This is a genomic window from Sporolactobacillus putidus (assembly GCF_014647035.1).
GTDB lineage: Bacteria > Bacillota > Bacilli > Bacillales > Sporolactobacillaceae > Sporolactobacillus > Sporolactobacillus putidus.
Window position 1 is genome coordinate 181,673 of sequence record NZ_BMOK01000004.1, and the last position, 20,266, is coordinate 201,938.

The 20,266-nt window shown below is 50.3% G+C and carries 19 protein-coding genes and 1 pseudogene; 15 read left to right on the forward strand and 5 right to left on the reverse strand.

Annotation, left to right across the window (positions count from 1 at the left end; all coding sequences use genetic code 11):
• Positions 1-97 precede the first annotated feature (97 nt).
• The 9 genes and pseudogenes from ilvB (at position 98) to leuD (ending at position 10,429) form a co-directional block, all read left to right on the forward strand.
• The gene (gene ilvB / locus IEX81_RS06425; protein ID WP_229727499.1) at positions 98-1,816 is read left to right on the forward strand and encodes a biosynthetic-type acetolactate synthase large subunit; all 1,719 of its coding nucleotides are present in this window, start codon (positions 98-100) and stop codon (positions 1,814-1,816) included.
• Positions 1,817-1,819: 3 nt separating this feature from the next.
• The gene (locus IEX81_RS06430; RefSeq protein ID WP_188802252.1) at positions 1,820-2,119 is read left to right on the forward strand and encodes an ACT domain-containing protein; all 300 of its coding nucleotides are present in this window, start codon (positions 1,820-1,822) and stop codon (positions 2,117-2,119) included.
• Positions 2,120-2,216: 97 nt separating this feature from the next.
• The gene (gene ilvC / locus IEX81_RS06435) at positions 2,217-3,251 is read left to right on the forward strand and encodes a ketol-acid reductoisomerase (RefSeq protein ID WP_188802253.1); all 1,035 of its coding nucleotides are present in this window, start codon (positions 2,217-2,219) and stop codon (positions 3,249-3,251) included.
• A gap of 244 nt (positions 3,252-3,495) precedes the next feature.
• A complete protein-coding gene (gene ilvA, locus IEX81_RS06440; protein WP_188802354.1) occupies positions 3,496-4,452 on the forward strand; it encodes a threonine ammonia-lyase in 957 nt (318 codons plus the stop codon).
• A 159-nt stretch (positions 4,453-4,611) separates the two neighbouring features.
• Positions 4,612-5,388, forward strand: a complete 777-nt coding sequence (locus IEX81_RS06445) for an ABC transporter ATP-binding protein (protein ID WP_188802254.1) — start codon at positions 4,612-4,614, stop codon at positions 5,386-5,388.
• A 484-nt stretch (positions 5,389-5,872) separates the two neighbouring features.
• Positions 5,873-7,015, forward strand: a pseudogene (locus IEX81_RS06450) (2-isopropylmalate synthase); the annotation flags it as partial.
• Between the two features lie 69 nt (positions 7,016-7,084).
• A complete protein-coding gene (gene leuB, locus IEX81_RS06455) occupies positions 7,085-8,191 on the forward strand; it encodes a 3-isopropylmalate dehydrogenase (RefSeq protein WP_188802256.1) in 1,107 nt (368 codons plus the stop codon).
• Between the two features lie 219 nt (positions 8,192-8,410).
• Positions 8,411-9,820, forward strand: a complete 1,410-nt coding sequence (gene leuC, locus IEX81_RS06460) for a 3-isopropylmalate dehydratase large subunit (protein WP_188802257.1) — start codon at positions 8,411-8,413, stop codon at positions 9,818-9,820.
• Positions 9,821-9,838: 18 nt separating this feature from the next.
• Positions 9,839-10,429, forward strand: a complete 591-nt coding sequence (leuD, locus tag IEX81_RS06465) for a 3-isopropylmalate dehydratase small subunit (RefSeq protein ID WP_188802258.1) — start codon at positions 9,839-9,841, stop codon at positions 10,427-10,429.
• 198 nt (positions 10,430-10,627) lie between these two features.
• On the opposite strand, the gene murI is transcribed toward leuD, so the two are convergent.
• Positions 10,628-11,407, reverse strand: a complete 780-nt coding sequence (gene murI / locus IEX81_RS06470) for a glutamate racemase (RefSeq protein ID WP_188802259.1) — start codon at positions 11,405-11,407, stop codon at positions 10,628-10,630.
• A gap of 280 nt (positions 11,408-11,687) precedes the next feature.
• Between murI and IEX81_RS06475 the strand changes: the two genes are divergently transcribed.
• Positions 11,688-11,984: an alpha/beta fold hydrolase gene (locus IEX81_RS06475; protein ID WP_188802260.1), complete on the forward strand. Its 297-nt coding sequence runs from the start codon at positions 11,688-11,690 to the stop codon at positions 11,982-11,984.
• A 6-nt stretch (positions 11,985-11,990) separates the two neighbouring features.
• Here the strand turns inward: IEX81_RS06475 and IEX81_RS06480 are convergent, their stop codons facing one another.
• Complete coding sequence (locus tag IEX81_RS06480; RefSeq protein ID WP_188802261.1) at positions 11,991-12,902, reverse strand: DMT family transporter; 912 nt, start codon at positions 12,900-12,902, stop codon at positions 11,991-11,993.
• 1,147 nt (positions 12,903-14,049) lie between these two features.
• Between IEX81_RS06480 and IEX81_RS06485 the strand changes: the two genes are divergently transcribed.
• The 4 genes from IEX81_RS06485 (at position 14,050) to IEX81_RS06500 (ending at position 16,946) form a co-directional block, all read left to right on the forward strand.
• The gene (locus IEX81_RS06485; protein ID WP_188802262.1) at positions 14,050-15,345 is read left to right on the forward strand and encodes an HD domain-containing protein; all 1,296 of its coding nucleotides are present in this window, start codon (positions 14,050-14,052) and stop codon (positions 15,343-15,345) included.
• A gap of 80 nt (positions 15,346-15,425) precedes the next feature.
• Positions 15,426-15,935 (forward strand): YwgA family protein, encoded by a 510-nt coding sequence (locus tag IEX81_RS06490; RefSeq protein WP_188802263.1) that lies wholly within the window; start codon positions 15,426-15,428, stop codon positions 15,933-15,935.
• 17 nt (positions 15,936-15,952) lie between these two features.
• Positions 15,953-16,504, forward strand: coding sequence for a GNAT family N-acetyltransferase (locus tag IEX81_RS06495; protein WP_188802264.1), 552 nt, complete (start codon positions 15,953-15,955; stop codon positions 16,502-16,504).
• Positions 16,505-16,703: 199 nt separating this feature from the next.
• Positions 16,704-16,946 (forward strand): MFS transporter, encoded by a 243-nt coding sequence (locus tag IEX81_RS06500; RefSeq protein WP_229727500.1) that lies wholly within the window; start codon positions 16,704-16,706, stop codon positions 16,944-16,946.
• Between the two features lie 125 nt (positions 16,947-17,071).
• Here the strand turns inward: IEX81_RS06500 and IEX81_RS06505 are convergent, their stop codons facing one another.
• The 3 genes from IEX81_RS06505 to IEX81_RS06515 form a co-directional block, all read right to left on the reverse strand.
• A complete protein-coding gene (locus tag IEX81_RS06505; protein ID WP_188802265.1) occupies positions 17,072-18,268 on the reverse strand; it encodes a glutathione synthase in 1,197 nt (398 codons plus the stop codon).
• A 447-nt stretch (positions 18,269-18,715) separates the two neighbouring features.
• Complete coding sequence (locus IEX81_RS06510; RefSeq protein ID WP_188802266.1) at positions 18,716-18,946, reverse strand: YdbC family protein; 231 nt, start codon at positions 18,944-18,946, stop codon at positions 18,716-18,718.
• A 56-nt stretch (positions 18,947-19,002) separates the two neighbouring features.
• A complete protein-coding gene (locus IEX81_RS06515) occupies positions 19,003-19,233 on the reverse strand; it encodes a hypothetical protein (RefSeq protein ID WP_188802267.1) in 231 nt (76 codons plus the stop codon).
• Positions 19,234-19,602: 369 nt separating this feature from the next.
• On the opposite strand from IEX81_RS06515, the gene IEX81_RS06520 reads away from it, so the two are divergent.
• A complete protein-coding gene (locus tag IEX81_RS06520) occupies positions 19,603-20,133 on the forward strand; it encodes a YwhD family protein (protein ID WP_188802268.1) in 531 nt (176 codons plus the stop codon).
• Positions 20,134-20,266 lie beyond the last annotated feature (133 nt).

Sequence of the window (20,266 nt, forward strand, 5' to 3'; positions counted from 1 at the left end):
TTCAACGAGCATAAATTTAAACAGGTCAGGCACGGGATGTAAAGAGGCCGGACTGAGAATCCTGAAACAAAAATCTGAGAAGGGAGGGGGAACGCGCGTGGAAGTCAAAACAAAAACCGCGGCTGAACCTGAATCACGCTTAAAAACCGGTGCCGATGTACTGATTCAGTCGATCCTTCGTGAAGGAACAGACGTGATTTTCGGCTATCCTGGCGGTGCCGTCCTGCCGATCTATGACGCGCTTTACAGACAAAAAGTCAGGCATGTTCTGACCAGACACGAGCAAGGCGCGATTCACGCGGCGGAAGGTTATGCGCGTGTTTCGGGAAGACCGGGTGTGGTCATTGCGACAAGCGGGCCGGGGGCAACCAATCTGGTGACCGGACTCATGGATGCCTGTATCGATTCTCTGCCGCTCGTCGTTTTTACCGGTCAGGTTGCGACCCATGTCATCGGAACGGATGCTTTTCAGGAAGCGGATGTCATCGGAATTACCGTTCCGGTAACAAAATACAATTTTCAAGTCGAAAATGCAGCGGATCTGCCAAGAAAAGTCAGGGAAGCCTTTTATATTGCAACGACCGGGCGCCCGGGTCCTGTACTGGTCGATCTGCCAAAAGATATTTGCGCGGCGGCAGTAAAGCAGGAGCAGGCTGACACTGAAATACGGCTCCCGGGCTATCGTTTTTCAAAGGAGCCGAGCTCGGAGCAAGTCGAAAAACTGGCGCGTGCCATTGAAACAGCCGAAAAACCTGTTCTTCTGGCGGGAGCGGGTATCCTTCACGCAAAAGCGGCCGATCTGGTTCGCGTCTTTGCGGAGAAGCATCATCTCCCAGTCGTCAGCACATTGCTTGGTCTCGGCAGTTTCCCTGCTTCCCATCCACTTTTTCTCGGGATGGGCGGCATGCACGGAACGTACGCAGCCAATATGGCGATATCGGAATGCGACCTGCTCATTAACATCGGGTCGCGCTTCGACGACCGGCTGACCGGAAATCTTGCCAAATTCGCACCGAATGCGGCCGTCGCCCATGTGGATATTGATCCATCCGAAATAGGGAAGAACGTCCGACCGGCGATTCCGGTTGTCGGCGATGCCCGGTCCGTACTTGAAAAACTGCTGCAGAGAACGGGCAAATCGGGAGAGAAGCGTGAGTGGCTGGATCATCTGGGTCTGTACGCCAGGACGCATCCACTTTCATTCAGCGCTGGGAAGGATAACGAGGAGCTGGCTCCGCAGAGCGTGATCAGGCACGTTTTCCGCCATGCCGGTGAAGATGCGATTGTGACCACGGACGTTGGCCAGCATCAGATGTGGACCGCTCAGTATTATCCCTTTAACCGGCCCAATCGTTGGGTGACATCGGGGGGACTCGGCACGATGGGCTTCGGCTTCCCGGCTGCGATCGGCGCGCAAATCGCCGAACCGGAAAAAACAGTTGTATCGATTGTCGGTGACGGAGGTTTTCAGATGACGCTTCAGGAGCTTGCCGTGATCGCTGAACTGAACCTGCCGGTCAAGATTGTCATCATGAACAATCATGCGCTGGGCATGGTCAGACAATGGCAGGAGGCCTTTTACAGCAAAAGGTACGCCCACTCCATTCCCTCCATGCAGCCCGACTTTATCCGGCTTGCGGAAAGTTACGGCATTCGCGGCGTCCGCGTGGCAACGGAAGAGGAAGCGCGTCGCGTGTTTCCCGAGGTACTCCGCGATCCGCAGCCCTGGGTGATCGATTGCCGGGTCAAACAAATGGCGAACGTTCTTCCGATGGTCGCTCCGGGAAAAGGGCTCAATGAAATGATTGGGGTGTAAGCCATGAAAAGGACAGTTCACGCACTGGTTTCCGGTGAGGACAGCGCTCTGTTCCGTGTTACCGCCGTCTTTTCGAGACAAAAACTGAATATCGCCAGCCTGACATTCAAAAGGTCCGGCGGCACAAACGGAACGTCCGACATGAAAATCGTGACGGATGTTGAGAATGAACGGCAGGCCCGGCAGCTGATCGGCCAGTTGAACAAGCTGGTTGATGTGATTTCAGCAGCCGACATCTCGGAGTTGCCGGACTGTGACAAAGAAAAAGAATGTGTGGCACCGGAAATAAATCCCGGTTGCTGAAGAATGACTGCTGACTGCAGGAAAGATTCGCCGGCACGCCCGGCTTTGGCACGCGCAAAATGAAAAAAAATCAGAAAAAGCAAAGGGGATATACAAAATGGCAGCAAATGTTTACTATGACAAAGATATCGACGAAAGCGTTCTGCGCGGCAAAAAGATAGCTATTCTCGGCTACGGCTCACAGGGCCATTCACAGGCACAGAATCTTCGCGACAGCGGATTCCAGGTAATCATCGGTGTCAGGCCCGGCAAATCATGGGACAAAGCGGCTCGTGATGGATTTGATGTCAAGTCCGTAAGAGAGGCAGCTGAAGAAGCGGATGTTGTTATGATGCTGCTGCCGGATGAAAGACAGACGCAAGTTTATTATCAGGATGTTGAATCCGGACTGAAACCCGGCAATGCTATCGGATTTTCACACGGTTTTAACATCCATTTCAGTCAGATCGTTCCTCCGGACTTCGTCGATGTCTTTTTAGTTGCACCTAAAGGACCGGGGCACTTCTGCCGCCGCGAATATCTCAATGGCGGCGGCGTTCCGGCTTTTGTCGGCGTTCAGCAGGATGCGACCGGCCAGGCTGAAGCCCTTGTTTTTGCCTACGCAAAGGGTTTAGGAGCGGCTCGTGCCGGCGTCCTGAAGACCACGTTCAAAGAAGAGACGGAGACCGATCTGTTCGGCGAACAGGCAGTCCTGATGGGCGGGCTGACTCATCTGATCCAGGCCGGTTTTGAGACACTGGTCGAGGCAGGCTATCAGCCGGAAAATGCCTATTTTGAAACCTGTCACGAAATGAAAATGCTCACCGATCTGATCTATGAAAACGGACTGACCGGCATGCGCTATTCGTGCTCCGACACCGCAAAATTCGGCGATTTCACAGTGGGACCCTATATCATCGATAAAGATACGAAAGCCCGCATGAAAAAGGTACTGGAGGATATACAAGCCGGTAAATTTGCCCGAAACTGGCTGCTTGAAAATAAGGTCGGCAGACCGATGTTCAACGCACTCATGGAAAAAGAGAGCAACTCGGAGCTGGAGCGGGTCGGCAGAAAACTGCGCAAGCTCATGCCGTTCGTCAAAGAAGGAAAGCAGGATAGTGAAGATATCACAGAAAATGTGGCTCAATAAACAATGAGCCTGTGAAAACCGCTGAGGCAATGAGCGGTTTCGCACGGATTGACTAATCGGCGCGGAAAGGCTGCCATTCTGGTTTCCCGCGCCGCATTTTTTGATGAATCAAGGGACTTTTTGATCAAAGGCTTTATAAGCCGATGCCGGTCGATTGAAATCGAGCAGGCAGGTTTGAAAACAGAATTATAGGGAGTGTGAAGATTTTGGGGATTCCTTGCAATTAGTCGACGTTTTGGAGGCGATGCGCTGTCTCGGCCCGTTTATCCATGAGACACCGATGATAGAGTCGACGACGTTCGATCGTTTAACTGGTGCGCACCTGCATTTCAAACTGGAAAATTTTCAGAGAACCGGTTCATTCAAGCTGCGCGGGGCGCTGAACAAAATGATGCATTTGCCGGTGGAACAGGCAGCCAGAGGGATTGTCGCCGCATCGGCGGGCAATCACGCTCAGGGTGTGGCTCTGTCTGCTTCAAAAAGAGGGATCAAGGCAAAGATTTTTATGCCTGCCGCAACGCCAAAGGCAAAAGTTCAGGCGACGGAAGCCTATGGCGCGGACGTCGTACTCGTCGGCGATTCCTATCAGGAATCGTACGAGGCGGCGGCAGCGGACCGTCTGGCAAGCGGCGCGGTATTTGTGCACGCCTTTGACGATTTTGAAGTGATGGCCGGACAAGGAACGGTCGCCTTGGAAATGCTGCAGCAATGTCCGGATCTTGAGACAGTGCTCGTGCCTATCGGCGGCGGCGGTCTGGCGGCCGGAACGGCAACGTACTTGAAAAATATCAGGCCGGACATTCGGGTGATTGGCGTGCAGTCCGAACGGGCACCTTCGATGTTCAATCTCTTTTATCATACAGGTCCTGCAAAACTGGAACATGTCGGCGGGATTGCTGAAGGCATTCTTGTGAAAGAAGCCGGACGAAAGACCTTCCCGCTGATCGCGCGTTTTCTGGATGAAGTAGTGACCGTATCCGACAGTGAGATCGCACGCGCCATTGTCCTGATGCTCGAGCGGGGGAAACTGTTTGTCGAAGGAGCGGGAGCCGCTGCGTTCGCTGCGGCGTTATCCGGGCGTATTGATATTCGCGGAAGGCATGTCGGCGTGATGGTCAGCGGCGGAAACGCCGATCTGGAGAATTTGCCTGAAATCAAAAAAATGGCTGAGGGATGCGAGCGGGCAGGTTTGGCAGAGTGATACGGAGAGCAACAGGCCCCGCATCTAAAAAAGGACATCAGAAACGGCGGCCGGATGCCGCAAGCCGCCCGTTCAAAAAGTTCTGTCCGGGGCAACAGGGTAAAAATGGTTGTCGAATGCACGGCCCGTTTTCATAAAGGGGAAAAAGGAGGTGGCGCGATGATCATTGATGCAGACCATGTCAGCTGGCGGCGAATAAATAAAGTGGTGCTTAAAGACGTGACTTGGCGCGTGAGAAGCGGGGAACATTGGTCCCTCGTCGGGCTCAACGGTTCGGGAAAGACGACACTGCTGAAAATGATTAACGGCTATATCTGGCCGTCGAGCGGCACGATGTCGGTCCTTGAAATGCCGTTCGGCGAAGGGGATTTGCGGGAGCTGCGCAAGAAAATCGGCTGGGTCAGTTCCGCTCTTGAGAGCCAGCTGCGTGCACATGAGCTTCCGGAAGAAATCGTGTTGAGCGGCAAGTTCGCATCCATCGGGCTTTATGAGGCTGTTCAGCCGGAAGACGTCGAGAGGGCGAAAGAACTGCTGGAGATGATGCATTGTTTGCCGTTTGCTTCCAGGCCGTACGGCACCCTTTCCCAGGGAGAAAAGCAGCGTGTATTGATCGCGCGCGCCATGATGGCTTCCCCGGAGCTGCTGATTCTGGACGAACCGTGCAATGGACTCGACATCTTTGCCCGTGAACGGCTGCTGGCGCTGATTGAAAGATTTACCGAATCGGAAAATGCTCCGACGCTGATTTTCGTCACCCATCACGTTGACGAAATCCTGCCGTGCTTCTCGCATACTCTGCTGCTCAAAGAGGGTGCGGTCTACCAGTCCGGATTAACTGCCGATATCATGACGCCGGAGAACATGACCGCTTTTTACGGCGGAGGGGTTGTTGTCGAACGGCACGGCGGCCGGCTTTCAATGGCCATCCGATCATAAAAAGAGAAAAATATAGGAAATCAAATTTTTTAAATGATTGACAAATTTTTAAAAACGTGTATTATGAACTTCACAACCTTTTAGTTAATAAACGGCTGATAATTTTTTACCGTTCAGCCGCATGATAAATCGATGACGAGGAAAAAATCACGGATGGGCAGCTTCCAGAGAGCCGGATGCGGGTGAAAATCCGGCAGCGCCCCCGATGGTGAACTCACCTCTGAGTGTCCGCCTGAAAAGGAATGAGTAGGGCGGGCCGGGTGTTCCAAGACACCTGTTGAACAAAGGCGGCTCAGCACAATCTGAGCCTGCCGCCGAGTTGGTATTTCGCAAGGAATATCAAAAAGCCGGGTGGTACCGTGAAAAGAAGTCTTTTCGCCCCTGCAGTTGCTGCAGGGCGCGGAAAGGCTTTTTTATTTCATAAAACAGAGAGATAACCGGGATTTGCGAATGTGATGAAAATATGAGAAAGGAGCATGCGGAAATGGAGAAGGTTGAAATTTACGACACGACACTTCGTGACGGAGAACAGTCGCCGGGATGCAGTCTGAACGATGATGAAAAAATGAAGGTGGCCCTGCAGTTGGAACGTCTCTGCGTGGATGTGATTGAAGCGGGATTTCCCGCTTCTTCGCCGGATGATTTCAAGGCGGTGACTGCGATCGCCCGCGCGGTGAAGGGGAGTACGGTAACCGGTCTTGCCAGATGCGTGAAAGGCGATATCGATACGGCCTGGCAGGCGCTGAAAAATACTGAGAATCCGCGCGTGCATGTGTTTATTGCCACGTCTCCGATTCACATGGCCTATAAGCTGCGCATGAAGCCTGAAGAGGTTCTCGAACGCGCCGTCCAATCGGTTGGCTATGCGAAAAAGTTTTTTCCGCAGGTTGAATTTTCGGCGGAAGACGCCACGCGCAGTGATCCGGCGTTTCTGGCAAAGGTCGTGACGTCGGCGATTAAAGCCGGGGCGACGGTGATTAATCTGCCGGATACGGTCGGCTACGATACGCCATGGGAATACGCGGATATGTTCACCTATATCAGGGAGCATGTCCCGAATATTGATCGAGCGCGCCTTTCCTGTCATTGCCACAACGATCTTGGGATGGCGACGGCGAACACGCTCGCTTCCGTTCAGGCCGGAGTCCGCCAGGTCGAATGTACGATGAACGGCGTCGGAGAACGGGCGGGCAATGTCGCTCTGGAAGAAATAGGTGTCGCGTTGCACGTCCGCAGGGATACGTACAAGGTGACCACCAGGCTGAAGCTGGATGAAATCAAGCAGACGAGTGATCTTGTCAGCAGGTTGATGAACAGTCCGGTTCCGAAGAACAAAGCGATCGTCGGAGCCAACGCCTTCGCCCATGAAGCGGGTATTCATCAGGACGGGGTGCTGAAGAATCGGGAAACCTACGAGATCATGTCGCCTTCGCTTATCGGGCTGGATACCGGCAGGCTGGTGCTTGGAAAACATTCCGGCCGCCACGCATTCAGGATGAGGGCGGCGGACCTAGGCGTGCATCTGTCGGATGAGCAGGTCGATCAGTCTTTTAAAGCGTTCAAGAAGATGGCGGATGAAAAAAAAGAGATCACAGACAACGATCTTTTATCCCTGTTTGCAAAAGAAGGAAAAACGACCGCTAGTCAGTCATAAAGTGAGTAGAGGGACAAAGCTGAAAGAAACGGGGGAATGGGAATGACAAAGACGATTACTGTGCTGCCTGGTGACGGGATCGGCCCTGAAGTGACGGGATCCGCTGTCCGTGTGCTGAAAAGAGTTTTTGAAAAAAATGCGTGCGATGTGCAATTTGTGGAAAAACGCATCGGAGGAGCTGCCATCGATACGGACGGCACGCCGCTTCCCCGGGACACGGTCGAACAATGTGCGGCGAGCGACGCGGTATTGCTCGGGGCGGTCGGCGGTCCGAAATGGGATAATCAGTCGATGCGTGTCCGCCCTGAACAAGGGCTGCTCGGCATCCGCAAGGCGCTCGGCCTTTTCGCCAATCTGCGTCCGGTCAAAGCCTTCGCACCTCTGATCGGTGCATCGCCACTGAAAAGTCAGTATGTGGAAAATGTGGATTTTGTGATTGTCCGCGAACTGACCGGCGGCCTTTACTTTGGAAAGCCAAGCGAACGACGCGGAGATCACGGCGAGAAAGTTGTCGATACGCTGGCCTACAGCGTCGGCGAAATTGAACGGGTGGTCGAAAAAGCCTTCCGCCTGGCTGAACGAAGGAAAAAGAAACTGACTTCCGTTGACAAAGCCAATGTACTGGAATCGAGCCGTGTATGGCGGGAAGTGGTGAACGAGGTGTCCCACCGCCATCCGGAGGTTGCGGTCAGCCACTTGCTGGTTGATTCGGCGGCGATGCAGCTGATCGTCAACCCCGGCCAGTTTGATGTGATTGTCACAGAGAATATGTTTGGCGACATATTAAGCGACGAGGCCTCCGTCATGACCGGATCGCTTGGGATGCTTCCGTCGGCGAGCCTGCGGAAGGACAAAGTCGGTTTGTATGAACCGGTGCACGGATCGGCTCCAGACATTGCCGGACAGGGTAAGGCCAACCCGCTTGCGGCGATTCTGTCCGCGGCGTTTCTTCTTCGTTATTCGCTGGATATGGACCATGAAGCCGGGTTTATTGAAAAAGCGGTCCTTCAAGTTCTCGAACGCGGATACCATACGGCGGATCTTAAAGTTGCAGGGGAACAAACGAAACTGGTGAACACAACGGAAATGACCGATCGGGTTATCGCCATACTGGACGAAATTTTTACCGCGGCGGAAAACACGCATTAAAGTTAAAATGAGTATCCCTTTAACTCATGTATATAGCCGAGCCGTGGTGTGAATACGTCATCAACTCTTCTGAAGGGCGATAAAATTTGCGGACGGGCGATACATTCTTCTGAAAGGCCCGATATTTTTCTTTGATCTGCTGCGTATTCATACGAACCGCGGTTATCTTGATCTAACGGGATAATCAGTTAAAGCTATTCAAGAAAGGAAGGAAATGGAATGAAACCACGGACAATAGTCGATAAAATTTGGGAAAATCACCTGATTCACTGCGAAGTAGGAAAACCCGACCTGCTCTATATCGATCTGCATCTCGTTCACGAAGTGACTTCTCCCCAGGCGTTTGAGGGGCTGCGCATGAATCACCGGAAAGTCAGGCGGCCGGACCGGACGTTCGCGACCGTCGATCATAATGTGCCGACGACGGAAAACCGCGAGACGAAAGATCCGGTTTCCAAAATCCAGATTTCCACACTGGAAAAAAACTGCGCGGACTTCGGTATTGAACTGGCGGACATCTATCGTCCAAGCCAGGGAATTGTTCATGTCATTGGTCCCGAACTCGGCCTGACTCAGCCCGGCAAGACGATCGTCTGCGGCGACAGCCATACCTCGACGCACGGCGCGTTCGGGGCGATCGCTTTTGGCATTGGCACGAGCGAAGTGGAGCACGTGCTGGCGACACAGACGCTGTGGCAGAAACGGCCGAAAACGATGCAGATCAAAGTGAACGGCAGACTCGGCATGGGTGTGGCAGCGAAAGACCTGATACTGGCTATTATCGCAAAATACGGGATTTCGGTCGGCATGGGCTACATCGTCGAATATACGGGTGAAGCCATTCGCAATCTGTCGATGGAAGAGCGGATGACCGTCTGCAACATGTCGATCGAGGCAGGGGCCAGGGCCGGTCTGATCAGCCCGGACGAAACGACGGTTGGCTACATCCGCGGAAGACGATTCGCGCCGAAGGGCGAGGCTTTCGAGGCGGCGGCGAAAGAATGGCTGGCGCTGGCAACCGATGAAGGGGCGGTTTATGACCGGACGATTGAAATCGATGCCGGCGAGATTGAGCCGCAGGTTACCTGGGGGACGAATCCGTCCATGGGGTCTTCCATTAACGGCACGGTCCCGGATCCGGAAGCCATCGAGTCTGAAGAGAAGCGCCAGGCGTATTCAAAAGCGCTGGCCTATATGGATCTGAAGCCGGGAACGCCGATACGCGATATTCCCGTTGATGTCGTTTTTATCGGATCGTGCACCAATTCCCGGTTAAGCGATCTTCAGCAGGCAGCGCGCATCGTGCGCGGGCGGCGTGTCCATGAAGGTGTCCGCGCGCTCATTGTTCCCGGATCGCAGCAGATTCGGAAACAGGCGGAAGAGGAAGGGCTGGACAAGATCTTCACAGAAGCCGGATTCGAATGGCGCCAGTCCGGATGCAGCATGTGTCTTGCGATGAATGACGATAGTGTTCCGGCCGGAAAACGCTGTGCGTCAACATCCAACCGAAATTTTGAAGGACGCCAGGGAACCGGTTCGCGGACACACCTCGTCAGCCCGGCGATGGCCGCGGCCGCCGCGATCAGCGGCCATTTTGTCGATGTCAGGGAATTTGAGAAAGTGCACTGATTGCAGGAGGTAAAAATGATGGAACCATTTCAAACTTTTAAAGGGCTTGTCTGCCCGATGGACCGGACAAATGTCGATACGGATCAGATTATTCCCAAGCAATTTCTGAAACGGGTTGAACGGAAAGGATTCGGCGAGTGCCTCTTCTTCAACTGGCGCTTCAACGAAAAAGGTGCCAAAAACCCGGATTTTGTGCTCAATCAACCCAAATACGCAGGCGCCTCAATCCTTGTCGCCGGCGATAACTTCGGCTGCGGCTCTTCACGGGAACATGCGCCCTGGGCTTTGCAGGATTATGGATTCAAGGTCATCATCGCCCCGAGTTTCGCCGACATCTTTTATAACAACTGCCAAAAAAACGGCATTCTCGCCATACGGCTGGACAAGGAAAAAACAGACGTGCTGATCGCCTACGCTACAAAAACATCCTTGCATCTAACCATTAATTTGGAAGATCAAACGATCACGGGAGACGGTTTCAGCTACACGTTCGACATCGATCCTTACCAGAAAGAAATGCTGCTCGAAGGCCTCGACGAAATCGCCGTGACGATGAGGCATGAAGACGAAATTGCCGCTTACGAACAGAAACACACGGTAAGTGCTTGAAGAAAGCCGTCCGTTCCGGATATGCCATGCTGCTGCTTTGAAAAGATAAACAGATATTAAGGAAAACACCTCCCCAAGCAGGATACACCGGGAAGGTGTTTTCGTATTTCCAGCATCATGCTGCAGATTGGTTTGACCGGTACGACTGGTTTTCATTCGATTGGTGCTATGGCGCTGGTATGAACGAACAACCCGAATTCATTGTAATTGATCCAGTCTTCTCAGAAGTTTATGATAACGATCCAGTGTCTCCCTGTTGTCCACTTCCCTGCCTGACTGGAAAAATGAAATGGCGCCTGTCCCGCCGCCGACCTGATGACGTTCTTCCAGAATCCGTTTCAGATTCTTCGCCGTTCCCACGCTTCCGTCAATGATTTCCGTGTTACTTGGGAACAATTTCTTAATGCTGTCCTTAAAAAACGGGAAATGAGTACACCCGAGAACCACAGTACCATACTGATTCAAGTCAAACGGTTCCAGCTGTTCTTTTAAGTAAGGCACAATCTGATCTTCCTGAAAATGAAAAGCTTCAGCAGAAGTGACAAGGCCCGGAAGCGGGAGGCCGTCAACGATATCGTGTTTGTCAACACGTTCGACCAAACGGTGGAATTTGTCTTCCCTGAGTGTTAGCCTTGTCGCCAGAACCAGCACCTTCTTTTTCTCTTTCTCACTTTCAAGAACAGCCGGTTTCACCGCAGGCTCAATGCCGAGAACCGGAAAGGAACAACGTTTCCGCAAGTCTTCGATCGCTGCACTGGTCGCCGTGTTGCATGCGATGACCAGTGCCTTTAAATCATGCGTCATCAGAAAATCCGCTGCCTGGAAAACATATTCTTTTATAACTTCTTTAGGCTTCTCCCCATATGGCAGATGCGCCGTATCCGCATAGTAAATATAATCTTCATCCGGCAGTAATTTAATAATTTGATGTAATACGGTCATTCCGCCGATACCGGAATCAAAAACGGCTATTTTCATCAAGTTCACTTTCTTTTGTTTATTTTGTCGTTCAGTTTGTTTCAGTATATCACCTTTTTGCGGACATATCATAAGTCTGATCGTTTATTACGTTTTTCCCGCCTTTTTCCAATCTGGAAATTTGCCCATGGCTATCTGAGGATTTATGCAAAATGGAGTATCCAGGGCATGACCGATGAAGAGATCCGTCAATTCCGCCGTCTCCTCAATAGGTACATGAGAATTTCTAAATTTTTTTACCTATATAATTTGATGCCAAACTAATTTTTGGGGGCTTTCTATGCAAATCAAACGAGACACTCTATTAAAGGGGACCGCTCAAACGCCCTGTGTCATCTTTTCACCGGATGATATGAGGGGAACGGCGCTGATCATGCACGGCTACGGCGGATCAAACGAGGAGCAGCTGGGTCTGGCTTTTCGTATTGCCGAGACGGGATTAAGGACGGTCGTCATCGATTTGCACGGTCACGGAGAGAATTCTTCCATTTTTAATGGAGAAAAGGACCGCCACATTATTTCATTTGAAACCGGCGTGCAGTTTCCTGCGCTCGTTCTCTGCAAATATAGGACTTAGAACGATTCACATACTGCTCTTGGAATGAAGATGACGGCGAAATCTGTCCAGCAGATGCTGTAAATCAACTTCCATAAGAATAAGGGAGAATGTTATAACCGTTCCTCCCAAAAATAAATTGACCGTTAAACGATCATAACCAAAAGCGATTGAAAAAATGCTTCCAAAAACGCCTTCGAGCATCATAATAAGTCCGGCAGATGTTGCGGAAGTATGTTTTTGTGCCAAAATCTGAATGGTCTGACCGACAAATGAACAGATAATGCCCACATAAAGCAAGGGGACGAGTGCAGCAGACCAATTGACGGCTGCAAGCTGTCCGGCCCCATCCCACAGGAAAAAAATGAACCCGCCTGCTGCTTGTATGACTGCAAGCATAAAAGCGACAACACTGACATCAGCTATTCTTGCTCCATAGCCAAGATACACGATAGACCCAGCGTAAAACAGGGCGCAGATCAGTGAGTAGATGTCTCCGGTATTGAAAGTGAAAGCTTTATTTAATACTCCGGTTAATATCGTCATACCCAGCAGACAGAGAATAATAGAAATAATACTTTTGATAGGGATCTTTTTTTGAAAGACAATCCAGGCTATGATGGGTATCATCACTACATAGGTTGACGAAATAAAGGCGTTATTCGACGGAGTCGTATACAGGATGCCAATGGTCTGTGTGATAAATCCGCCAAAATTAAGCAGTCCGGCAATCAGCCCCACTTTGAATTCCTTATGCGTCATTTTTAAAATATTTTTGTGAAAGAGTATGAATGCCAGTGCGGCAAAGAGAATGCCCCGGAAAAAATTAATAAACCCGGAAGACACATTGGCATCGAGTGCTATTTTTATAGCAACAAATCCGGAACCCCAAAGCACAGAAGTTAATAACAGCAGTCCGTTTGCCATCGGTTTCGTCATTCCGTGTAGCCCCCCTTTCTATTATCATAAAAAAATTCCGGCTTTGAAAAGAGACAGGATAAGTTTTCTCCTGTTCTTTTTTTACCAGCGGTGATATGAGAAATGAAATTCCTTTTCCGGCAGCCTTTGATCCAGCCTTTTGGGATTGCCTAAATCAACTGATTTTATATTATTTTTAACGGGCATCTTTTTAGCCCATTGTCCAGGACCGACAAACTCCCGGCAACGACCGATAGACCGGGCGTAACGACCGAAAAATCGCTTGTGACGACCGATACTGGGCCTAGGTCGACCGATAAAATGCACGGAACGACCGATACCATCGTCCAGGACCGACAAACTCCCGGCAACGATCGGTAAACTGTGCGCGCCGACCGACAAACTCCCGGTCATGATCGATAAATCGGGTACACCGGTTGATTAAACTCCGGCCGCGGAGCTTGCTGTTCTGATTATTTGCACTTATTGATTCCGGTTCGTTTACTGTCGATTCTTTGGATGTTCCTGTCGGTTTTGCACGTTATTGTCGATATTTTGCACTTTACTGATGATAAGCCGGCGTTTTTCGGCGATTCTTGCCGCGATTTACAGGAATACGCGGCCGACCGAAGAAAAGATCGGGCGTTTCCGCCATTTAACGCCCGTCCGCATAGGGTATTCCCCTTTTCAGTTTCGGTGAAAGACCACCGCTTGTACGAGCAGATCGCTTTTCGGTAAATTAGAAAACGACTTCACGCCGTGGCTCTGCTGGATACATGAGTTGAGGGAATACTCATTTCATTTTTAATATAAAGAGAGTGAGAGTTGTTGACATCGTTTATCAATGTACTATACGGACTTCATAAAATCAACCGGCCGGGCGATAACATAGAAAAAAGAATCTCCTGTCCGAAGCAAACGCTTTCCGTCATGGCGCAGAAACCGCTGCGTTCCGTGTAGGTTTCGGAGGAGGGCCGAACGGAAAGACAAAAACAGGACGAGATGAATGGCAAAAAAAGAGAAACATAGGGAGGGCTTCTGTTTAGACAAGCAGAGCCCGCCGGCCGTTCCCTTTTCTATGCAAAAAAGTTATAATGGGTCACAGAGCCCTCCGGAAAGGCTGTGATTCAGCTATTGAACGGAGGAAAACAACAGGGGCGTGGTCGTCGTGACCCAACGATTTGAAAGGCTGAATGAAGAGAAAGTTTTCAAGGATCCGGTGCATCGCTATATTCATGTCCGCGACCGGCTGATCTGGGACTTGATCGGCACAGCGGAATTTCAAAGGCTGAGGCGCATCCGTCAGCTGGGGACAACTTTTCTGACCTTTCATGGGGCGGAACACAGCCGTTTCGGGCATTCGCTGGGCGTCTACGAGATTGCACGCCAGGTGATTAATATTTTTAAAAACAGAAACGATTGGGACGACTCGGAAACGCTGCTCTCACTCTGCGCGGCGCTGTTGCATGATGTCGGGCACGGTCCGTTCTCGCATTCTTTCGAAAAGGTTTTCGGCACCGATCACGAACAGTATACACAGGCGATCATTCTCGGCGATACGGAGATTCACCGCCTTTTGGAACAAGCGGGCGGCGATTTTCCGCAAAAAGTGGCGGATGTGATTGGGAAAACCTATAAGAACAGGCTGGTTGTCAGCCTGATTTCCAGCCAGATTGACGCAGACCGGATGGATTACCTGCTGCGTGATGCCTATTTCACAGGCGTCAGCTACGGTCATTTCGACATGGAGCGGATCTGGCGCGTGATGAGGCCCTGCAATGATCAGATTGTATTCAAACTCTCGGGGATGCACGCGGTGGAAGACTATATTATGAGCCGTTACCAGATGTACTGGCAAGTCTATTTTCATCCGGTGACGCGGAGTGCGGAAGTTGTCCTGACAAAGATTCTTCACCGGGCAAAGGTACTGTATCAGTCCGGATTCAGGTTCAGACATCAGCCGGTTCCGCTGCGGACACTTTTTGAAGGGAAGATGACGCTTCAGGATTACCTCAGGCTGGACGAAGCGGTCATCATGTATTTCTTTCAGGTTTGGCAGGAGGAGGACGATCCGATTCTCAGCGACTTGTGCAGCCGGTTCATGAACCGGCGCCTCTTTAAGTACGTACAGATCTCAAAAGATCAGCTGAATGTCGACGATAAATTAAAAGAGGCGTTCATTAAGGCGGGAATCGATCCGGATTATTACCTTGAAGTGGATTCTTCTTCGGACTGCCCTTATGATTTCTACCGGCCCGGAGAAGAAGAAGAGCGCCTGCCGATTCAGCTGCTGATGCCGGACGGCAAGACGCTGCATGAGCTTTCGCTGGAATCGGATGTTGTAGGCGCGATTACAGGAAAAAGACGGACCGATCACAAACTGTATTATCCGAAGGACAAGGTGCTTGCCCTGCCGGAACATTCGATAGCAAAGAAGGAAATATGCGAGCTCTTGCACATATAGAGACAGTGCGGTGCACTGCAACCGGGTGTGATGACTTAGCGTTCTTATAGTTATTTATCAATCGGGGGGATTAGCCAAAAATGCTGGAAGACCACGCAAAAATTGCGGCTTTGATCCATCAGGCGGGGGAAATCGCCGGCAGGAAGAAGCTGCAGAAAATGGTATATATATTGCAGAAGATAGGTTTTCCGTTTCATGAAACCTATCGCTTTCATTTTTATGGACCTTACTCGGAAGAACTCACGATGCAGCTGGAAGAACTGTGCGATTTTGGTTTTATCCTTGAAAAGCAGACAGAAACAAGCGGTGAACACTATTACTGCTACCGGCTGACCGAAGAAGGGGAAACTTTTCTGGCGCACACGAAACAGCTTCCATACATAAAAAGTATAGCGGAAAAACTGAATGCCGAAACGGCCGCATTTCTCGAACTCGTATCTATTCTTCTTTATTTCGATCGGCTGCCCCGCAAGTCGGCCATTGAAAAAGCGCAAGTGATCGGGAAAGATTATAATCAAACGGATATGCAGCGGGCATACACTTTTATAGCGGCGCTCTACGCGAATAAACCGGTCGGGCTGTCGCTCTGATCAGGGGGAATGAAACGATGTTCACATTTAAGGTGGATGAAGAGATTCAGTTGAAATTGTTTGAACAAAGCGATGCAAACGCTCTGTTTGCGCTGATTGACAGACAGCGCGGCTATCTGCGCGAATTTCTCCCTTGGGTGGACAGTGTGATATCCGCGGGCCATTATTATGCATCAATTGCCGGCTGGGCCGAACAATTCCGGCAGGGGCTGGGCTTTCAGGCAGGAATTCTCTTTCGCGGAGAACTTTCGGGCATGGTTGGTTTTCATCTTCATGACCTGCGGAACAGGAAAACGAGCATTGGGTACTGGCTCTCTGAAGACAAACAGGGAAAGGGTATCATGACACGGTGCTGTCGGGCGATTATTGCGGAAGCCTTTGAGACAACGTCTCTGAACCGGATCGAGATCGGGGCGGCCACACAAAATATGAAGAGCCGTGCAATCCCTGAACGGCTCGGATTTACCCATGAAGGCTGTATCCGGGAAGCCGAGTGGATTTATGATCACTTTGTCGATCACGAAATTTACAGTCTGCTGCGATCGGAGTGGGAAAAAGCGCGTCAATAATTGCTGGCGAAAAACGCGATTGTGCCGCCCGTATGTTTTCAACACGGAGGCGGATATAACAGTTAATGAAACATTTGTTTAAACCGCAGTGCAATGATTTTCCCACGAATTTTTTAAAAGTTTCCTATTTTGTTTAAAATAGGGTTGACAGCCCTTATTAGGCGTTGTAAACTAGCCATATTTCAAAAAACATGTTAGCTTGAAAGTCGGTCTCGCCATCTATGTTCCTGAACTGTTTCCGACCCGGCTGCGCATGCGCGGAAACGGAACGGCGCAGGCAGTCGGCCGTTTCTTTACCATCGTCACGCCTTACGCCGTCGCCTGGCTGCTCAGCAACCAAGGCATCATCAGCATCTTTATCGTGATGGGCATTTTTCTTGCCGTTGTGGCCATTCTTACTGTTCTGTGGGGCCCGGAAACCAAGAAGCAAATTCTTAAGTAAGGGTCAGAGGCCTTTTTAAAAGAAAGCACCATACAGTGAAGCCGTGTTCAAAGTCTCTCTCATATGGGGAGCGCTAGCCAAACACGGTTTCTTTTTTATTTCTAAAGATATCCAGCTTTGGAAAACTACCAACATCGAACAGTCTTAAGATAGGTTTCTTTCATTTGTCTGGACCAGTTCAAGCCCTCGTTTCCCGACTTCTGCAGCCTCCCTGCAATCCGTTCGGCGTATCCGGATGCGGCATTCAGCCATCTTTCCTCCGCATGGTTCAGTGCCTGAACATAGGCATCAGGTAGACTCTTTTGCTGAGTAAAAGCGCCTAACTGATTAAAAATCCGATTCATTTGATCGGCGAACGGATCGGATACGGCCATCAATGCTGCTTCATCGGACAATTGGTTTGCGCTTTTCTGGCTCTCGCGGTCAAACGGCTCATCTTCCTTCTGAGCAGCCCACATCAAATAAAGATGCATTAAGTAAAGATCATCGGGATTGATACTCCAGGTAAACAGCGGGTTCAGATCCGGAATGCGCAGCTCGATCCGGCTGGCTTCCGGCTGCTGGGTGAGATCTTCAAACCCTTTCCCCTTGATCCTGACAAGCTGATACAACTCACGCGGACCCTCAATCAGCCCTGCCTTCACTGCAGACGACAGCGAACCGAGATAGTCTGAAGGACTTGAATAATCGAGATAAACCGGTTGGGTATTTTGATAGCCGCACGCGCTGAGACGGGCGGACCGGTAATAAATGCCGCCCTGTTCTTCCGGGCTTGCCGACAATAAATGAACGAGAAAAAAACGATAGCGCATCGCCTGAGCTGCGAGATTCAGATAAAATTGATTGCGCGCCTCCGCATCTTTAAAATCTTCTCCGGCGAAAGAGAAATTGAAATGAATGCCGCAATACAGCTGCTTGTGCCGCCCATATTTTTTCGAAAGATAAGTTCGGTAATCGTTCTTATCTTTTCCCGCCGGACCAAAGTCCGCAATCGGAATCTGATCTTCCGGAGGCAGGGAGTCAGGAGGACTGCTGAGTGGCCAGAGAAGTTCAGAACCGATCCCTTTATACACTTTTTTCGTCAGGCACTCTTCGTGAAACAGCAGATCGGGAATGGAATCCGACACGGGTGTGATCATTTCAATCTGGCTCTCGGAAAAATCCGTTGTGATCTCGGGATTGGTCAGTTTGTCTCCGAATGCGGCGGGATGAGGCGTCAGTGCCAGCGATCCGTCCGGATTAATCCTTAAATTTTCCCGTTCCAGTCCGAAACGGCCTTTTGTTGTCAGATGAAAAAAGAAAAGCTTATCTTTATCCGGCATACCTTTATCCCTCGCATTCTTCGCTTGAAAAAGGCAGTTCATTTCTCAGCCCCGGCTTTAGAGAGCAAGAACAGAAAGCTCTGTGTGACCGACAAATAAGCTACTTCTGAGTGTACTGGATTCATGAACGGATTTCAATGAATTGGAACCACGCACCAAGGTGACACACAGTCGTGTATTTTTGAGCGGTATGATAAACCAGGGGTTTTGGTAAATTAAAGCCCTTTCGGGTAAAACTTGCAAGTATCAAGGAAACCGTATGTCTGATCAGCCCACCCATTCAGGGAGAACACTAGAATTCCCGGACAAGACGGGAATTCTGAAAAATCCTGAAAATATGAAAAAGAGGGATGAATGTGTACCAAATACGTGTAGAAATATTCATCTCTCTTTTTTTATACTTATTGAATTAAATGTCGCATTTTCATGGCTGCAGGTTTCGAACCCTTACTCCTGCAGCTCCTCCATATGGCTCAGCATTTTTTTAAGTGCTTTGAGATCATCGAGGGACAGCGTGATGCCCTTGCCCATTTTTTCACCGTCCGGCGCCCAGTCCCTGAGGTCGTATTTTGGCTCTCTTCCATTCCAGCTGATGATGTTCAGCTGTTTCTGCCATCCTTTCGGCGATTCGGAAAGGATCCCGACACGATTGACAATCTCATATTGAATGCTGCTCATCATTGTACACCTCCGATTGTAGAATGGATGCCTGTCCGGCGTCTGATTGTCCCGGGTCAGATAAGAATAAAATGTTCACGAAACCACGAATCGCTGTTCAGCACCTCGCGACCGTCCGCGATGATGTGCGGTTCCCCCTCCTCATCCTGAGTTACCAGGTGGCCCTCTTCGTCCTGCTCGGCCATATAAAAATTGTTCAACTTGAAAAGCAGCCGGTCCTCGAGCAAGTCAAGAGCAATATCGGCCGTCTCCCCGTACACATTCTTAATGCATCGGACCAGAATCATGTCAGCGAATCCCCCAGATCGAAAGAATACTATTATCAGAATAAGGGTTGTGCACAAATTTGGCAATGGTTGCAAGGATTAGGGAATGAATAGATAAAATGCTCCATAATGTCTAAGGGTTTTCGTTTTTGGATAAGGAAAGCAGCCGCTGCTTATTGTTCCTTTTGTTTCTTTTTGTCAATAATGGTACGGTAGATCGCCATTCTTTTTACAGAGAACGGGCTTTTCCCGAAAATGATTTTCCGCTTCCTGACGGGCGGTTCTTTTTATCAATTAAGGAAGCCGCCTTTCTGTCCGGAGACGGAAAGCCTAATCCTGTGATAAAATAGCACTATCTAAAAATGTGAGTTCGGTCACTTAAATGAGAGGATGAACGATTTGGATATTTTTCATCAGGACGGGAAAAAATCAGGTTTCAATATTGTAAAAGGCGACGCGACAAAAGGGCACGGCGGTTTCGGAGCAGGGCTGGTCAATCTCGACAACATGTCGCCTGTGATCATTGATGTGGAAGCGGGAACGGCCGAAGTGGATATCGGCGCGCTCCACGCCCGCAGCGATATCGAGCGGCGTATCCGTTTTTCCAAAGATAAAGCAGATCTCCAGGGCGGCGGTAAAAAGTACTGGCTCGTCTGGGTGAATACGGAAGTCACAAAAGAGGGCCCGTACTTTTCAGGAGCAGGCGCCGCTGAAATGATCATCAACCGGGAGAGCCGCCGCGGCTATAAAATTCTCGCCGATCATGTCAATAAGATGGATAAAGCGCTGAAAGGCAAAGTCGCGATTGACGAGATGGACGCGCCGTCGAAAAAAGTGCTGCGCGATTTTCTTGCCGAAGCCGATCCGGGCCAATGGGAGAGGGCGAATCCTGAACTGAAAGAAAAGCTGGAGGAGGAGTAACGATAAAGAAAACTTTGCGCTGGCTAAGCCTTAGTTGCGGGGCCTTTGGCGCTTGCTGAATTAGTTTTGCGATATACTCCCGAAACTCATGATCATAATGTTTGACCATGATGAACACGTCCTTTTTTCAGAT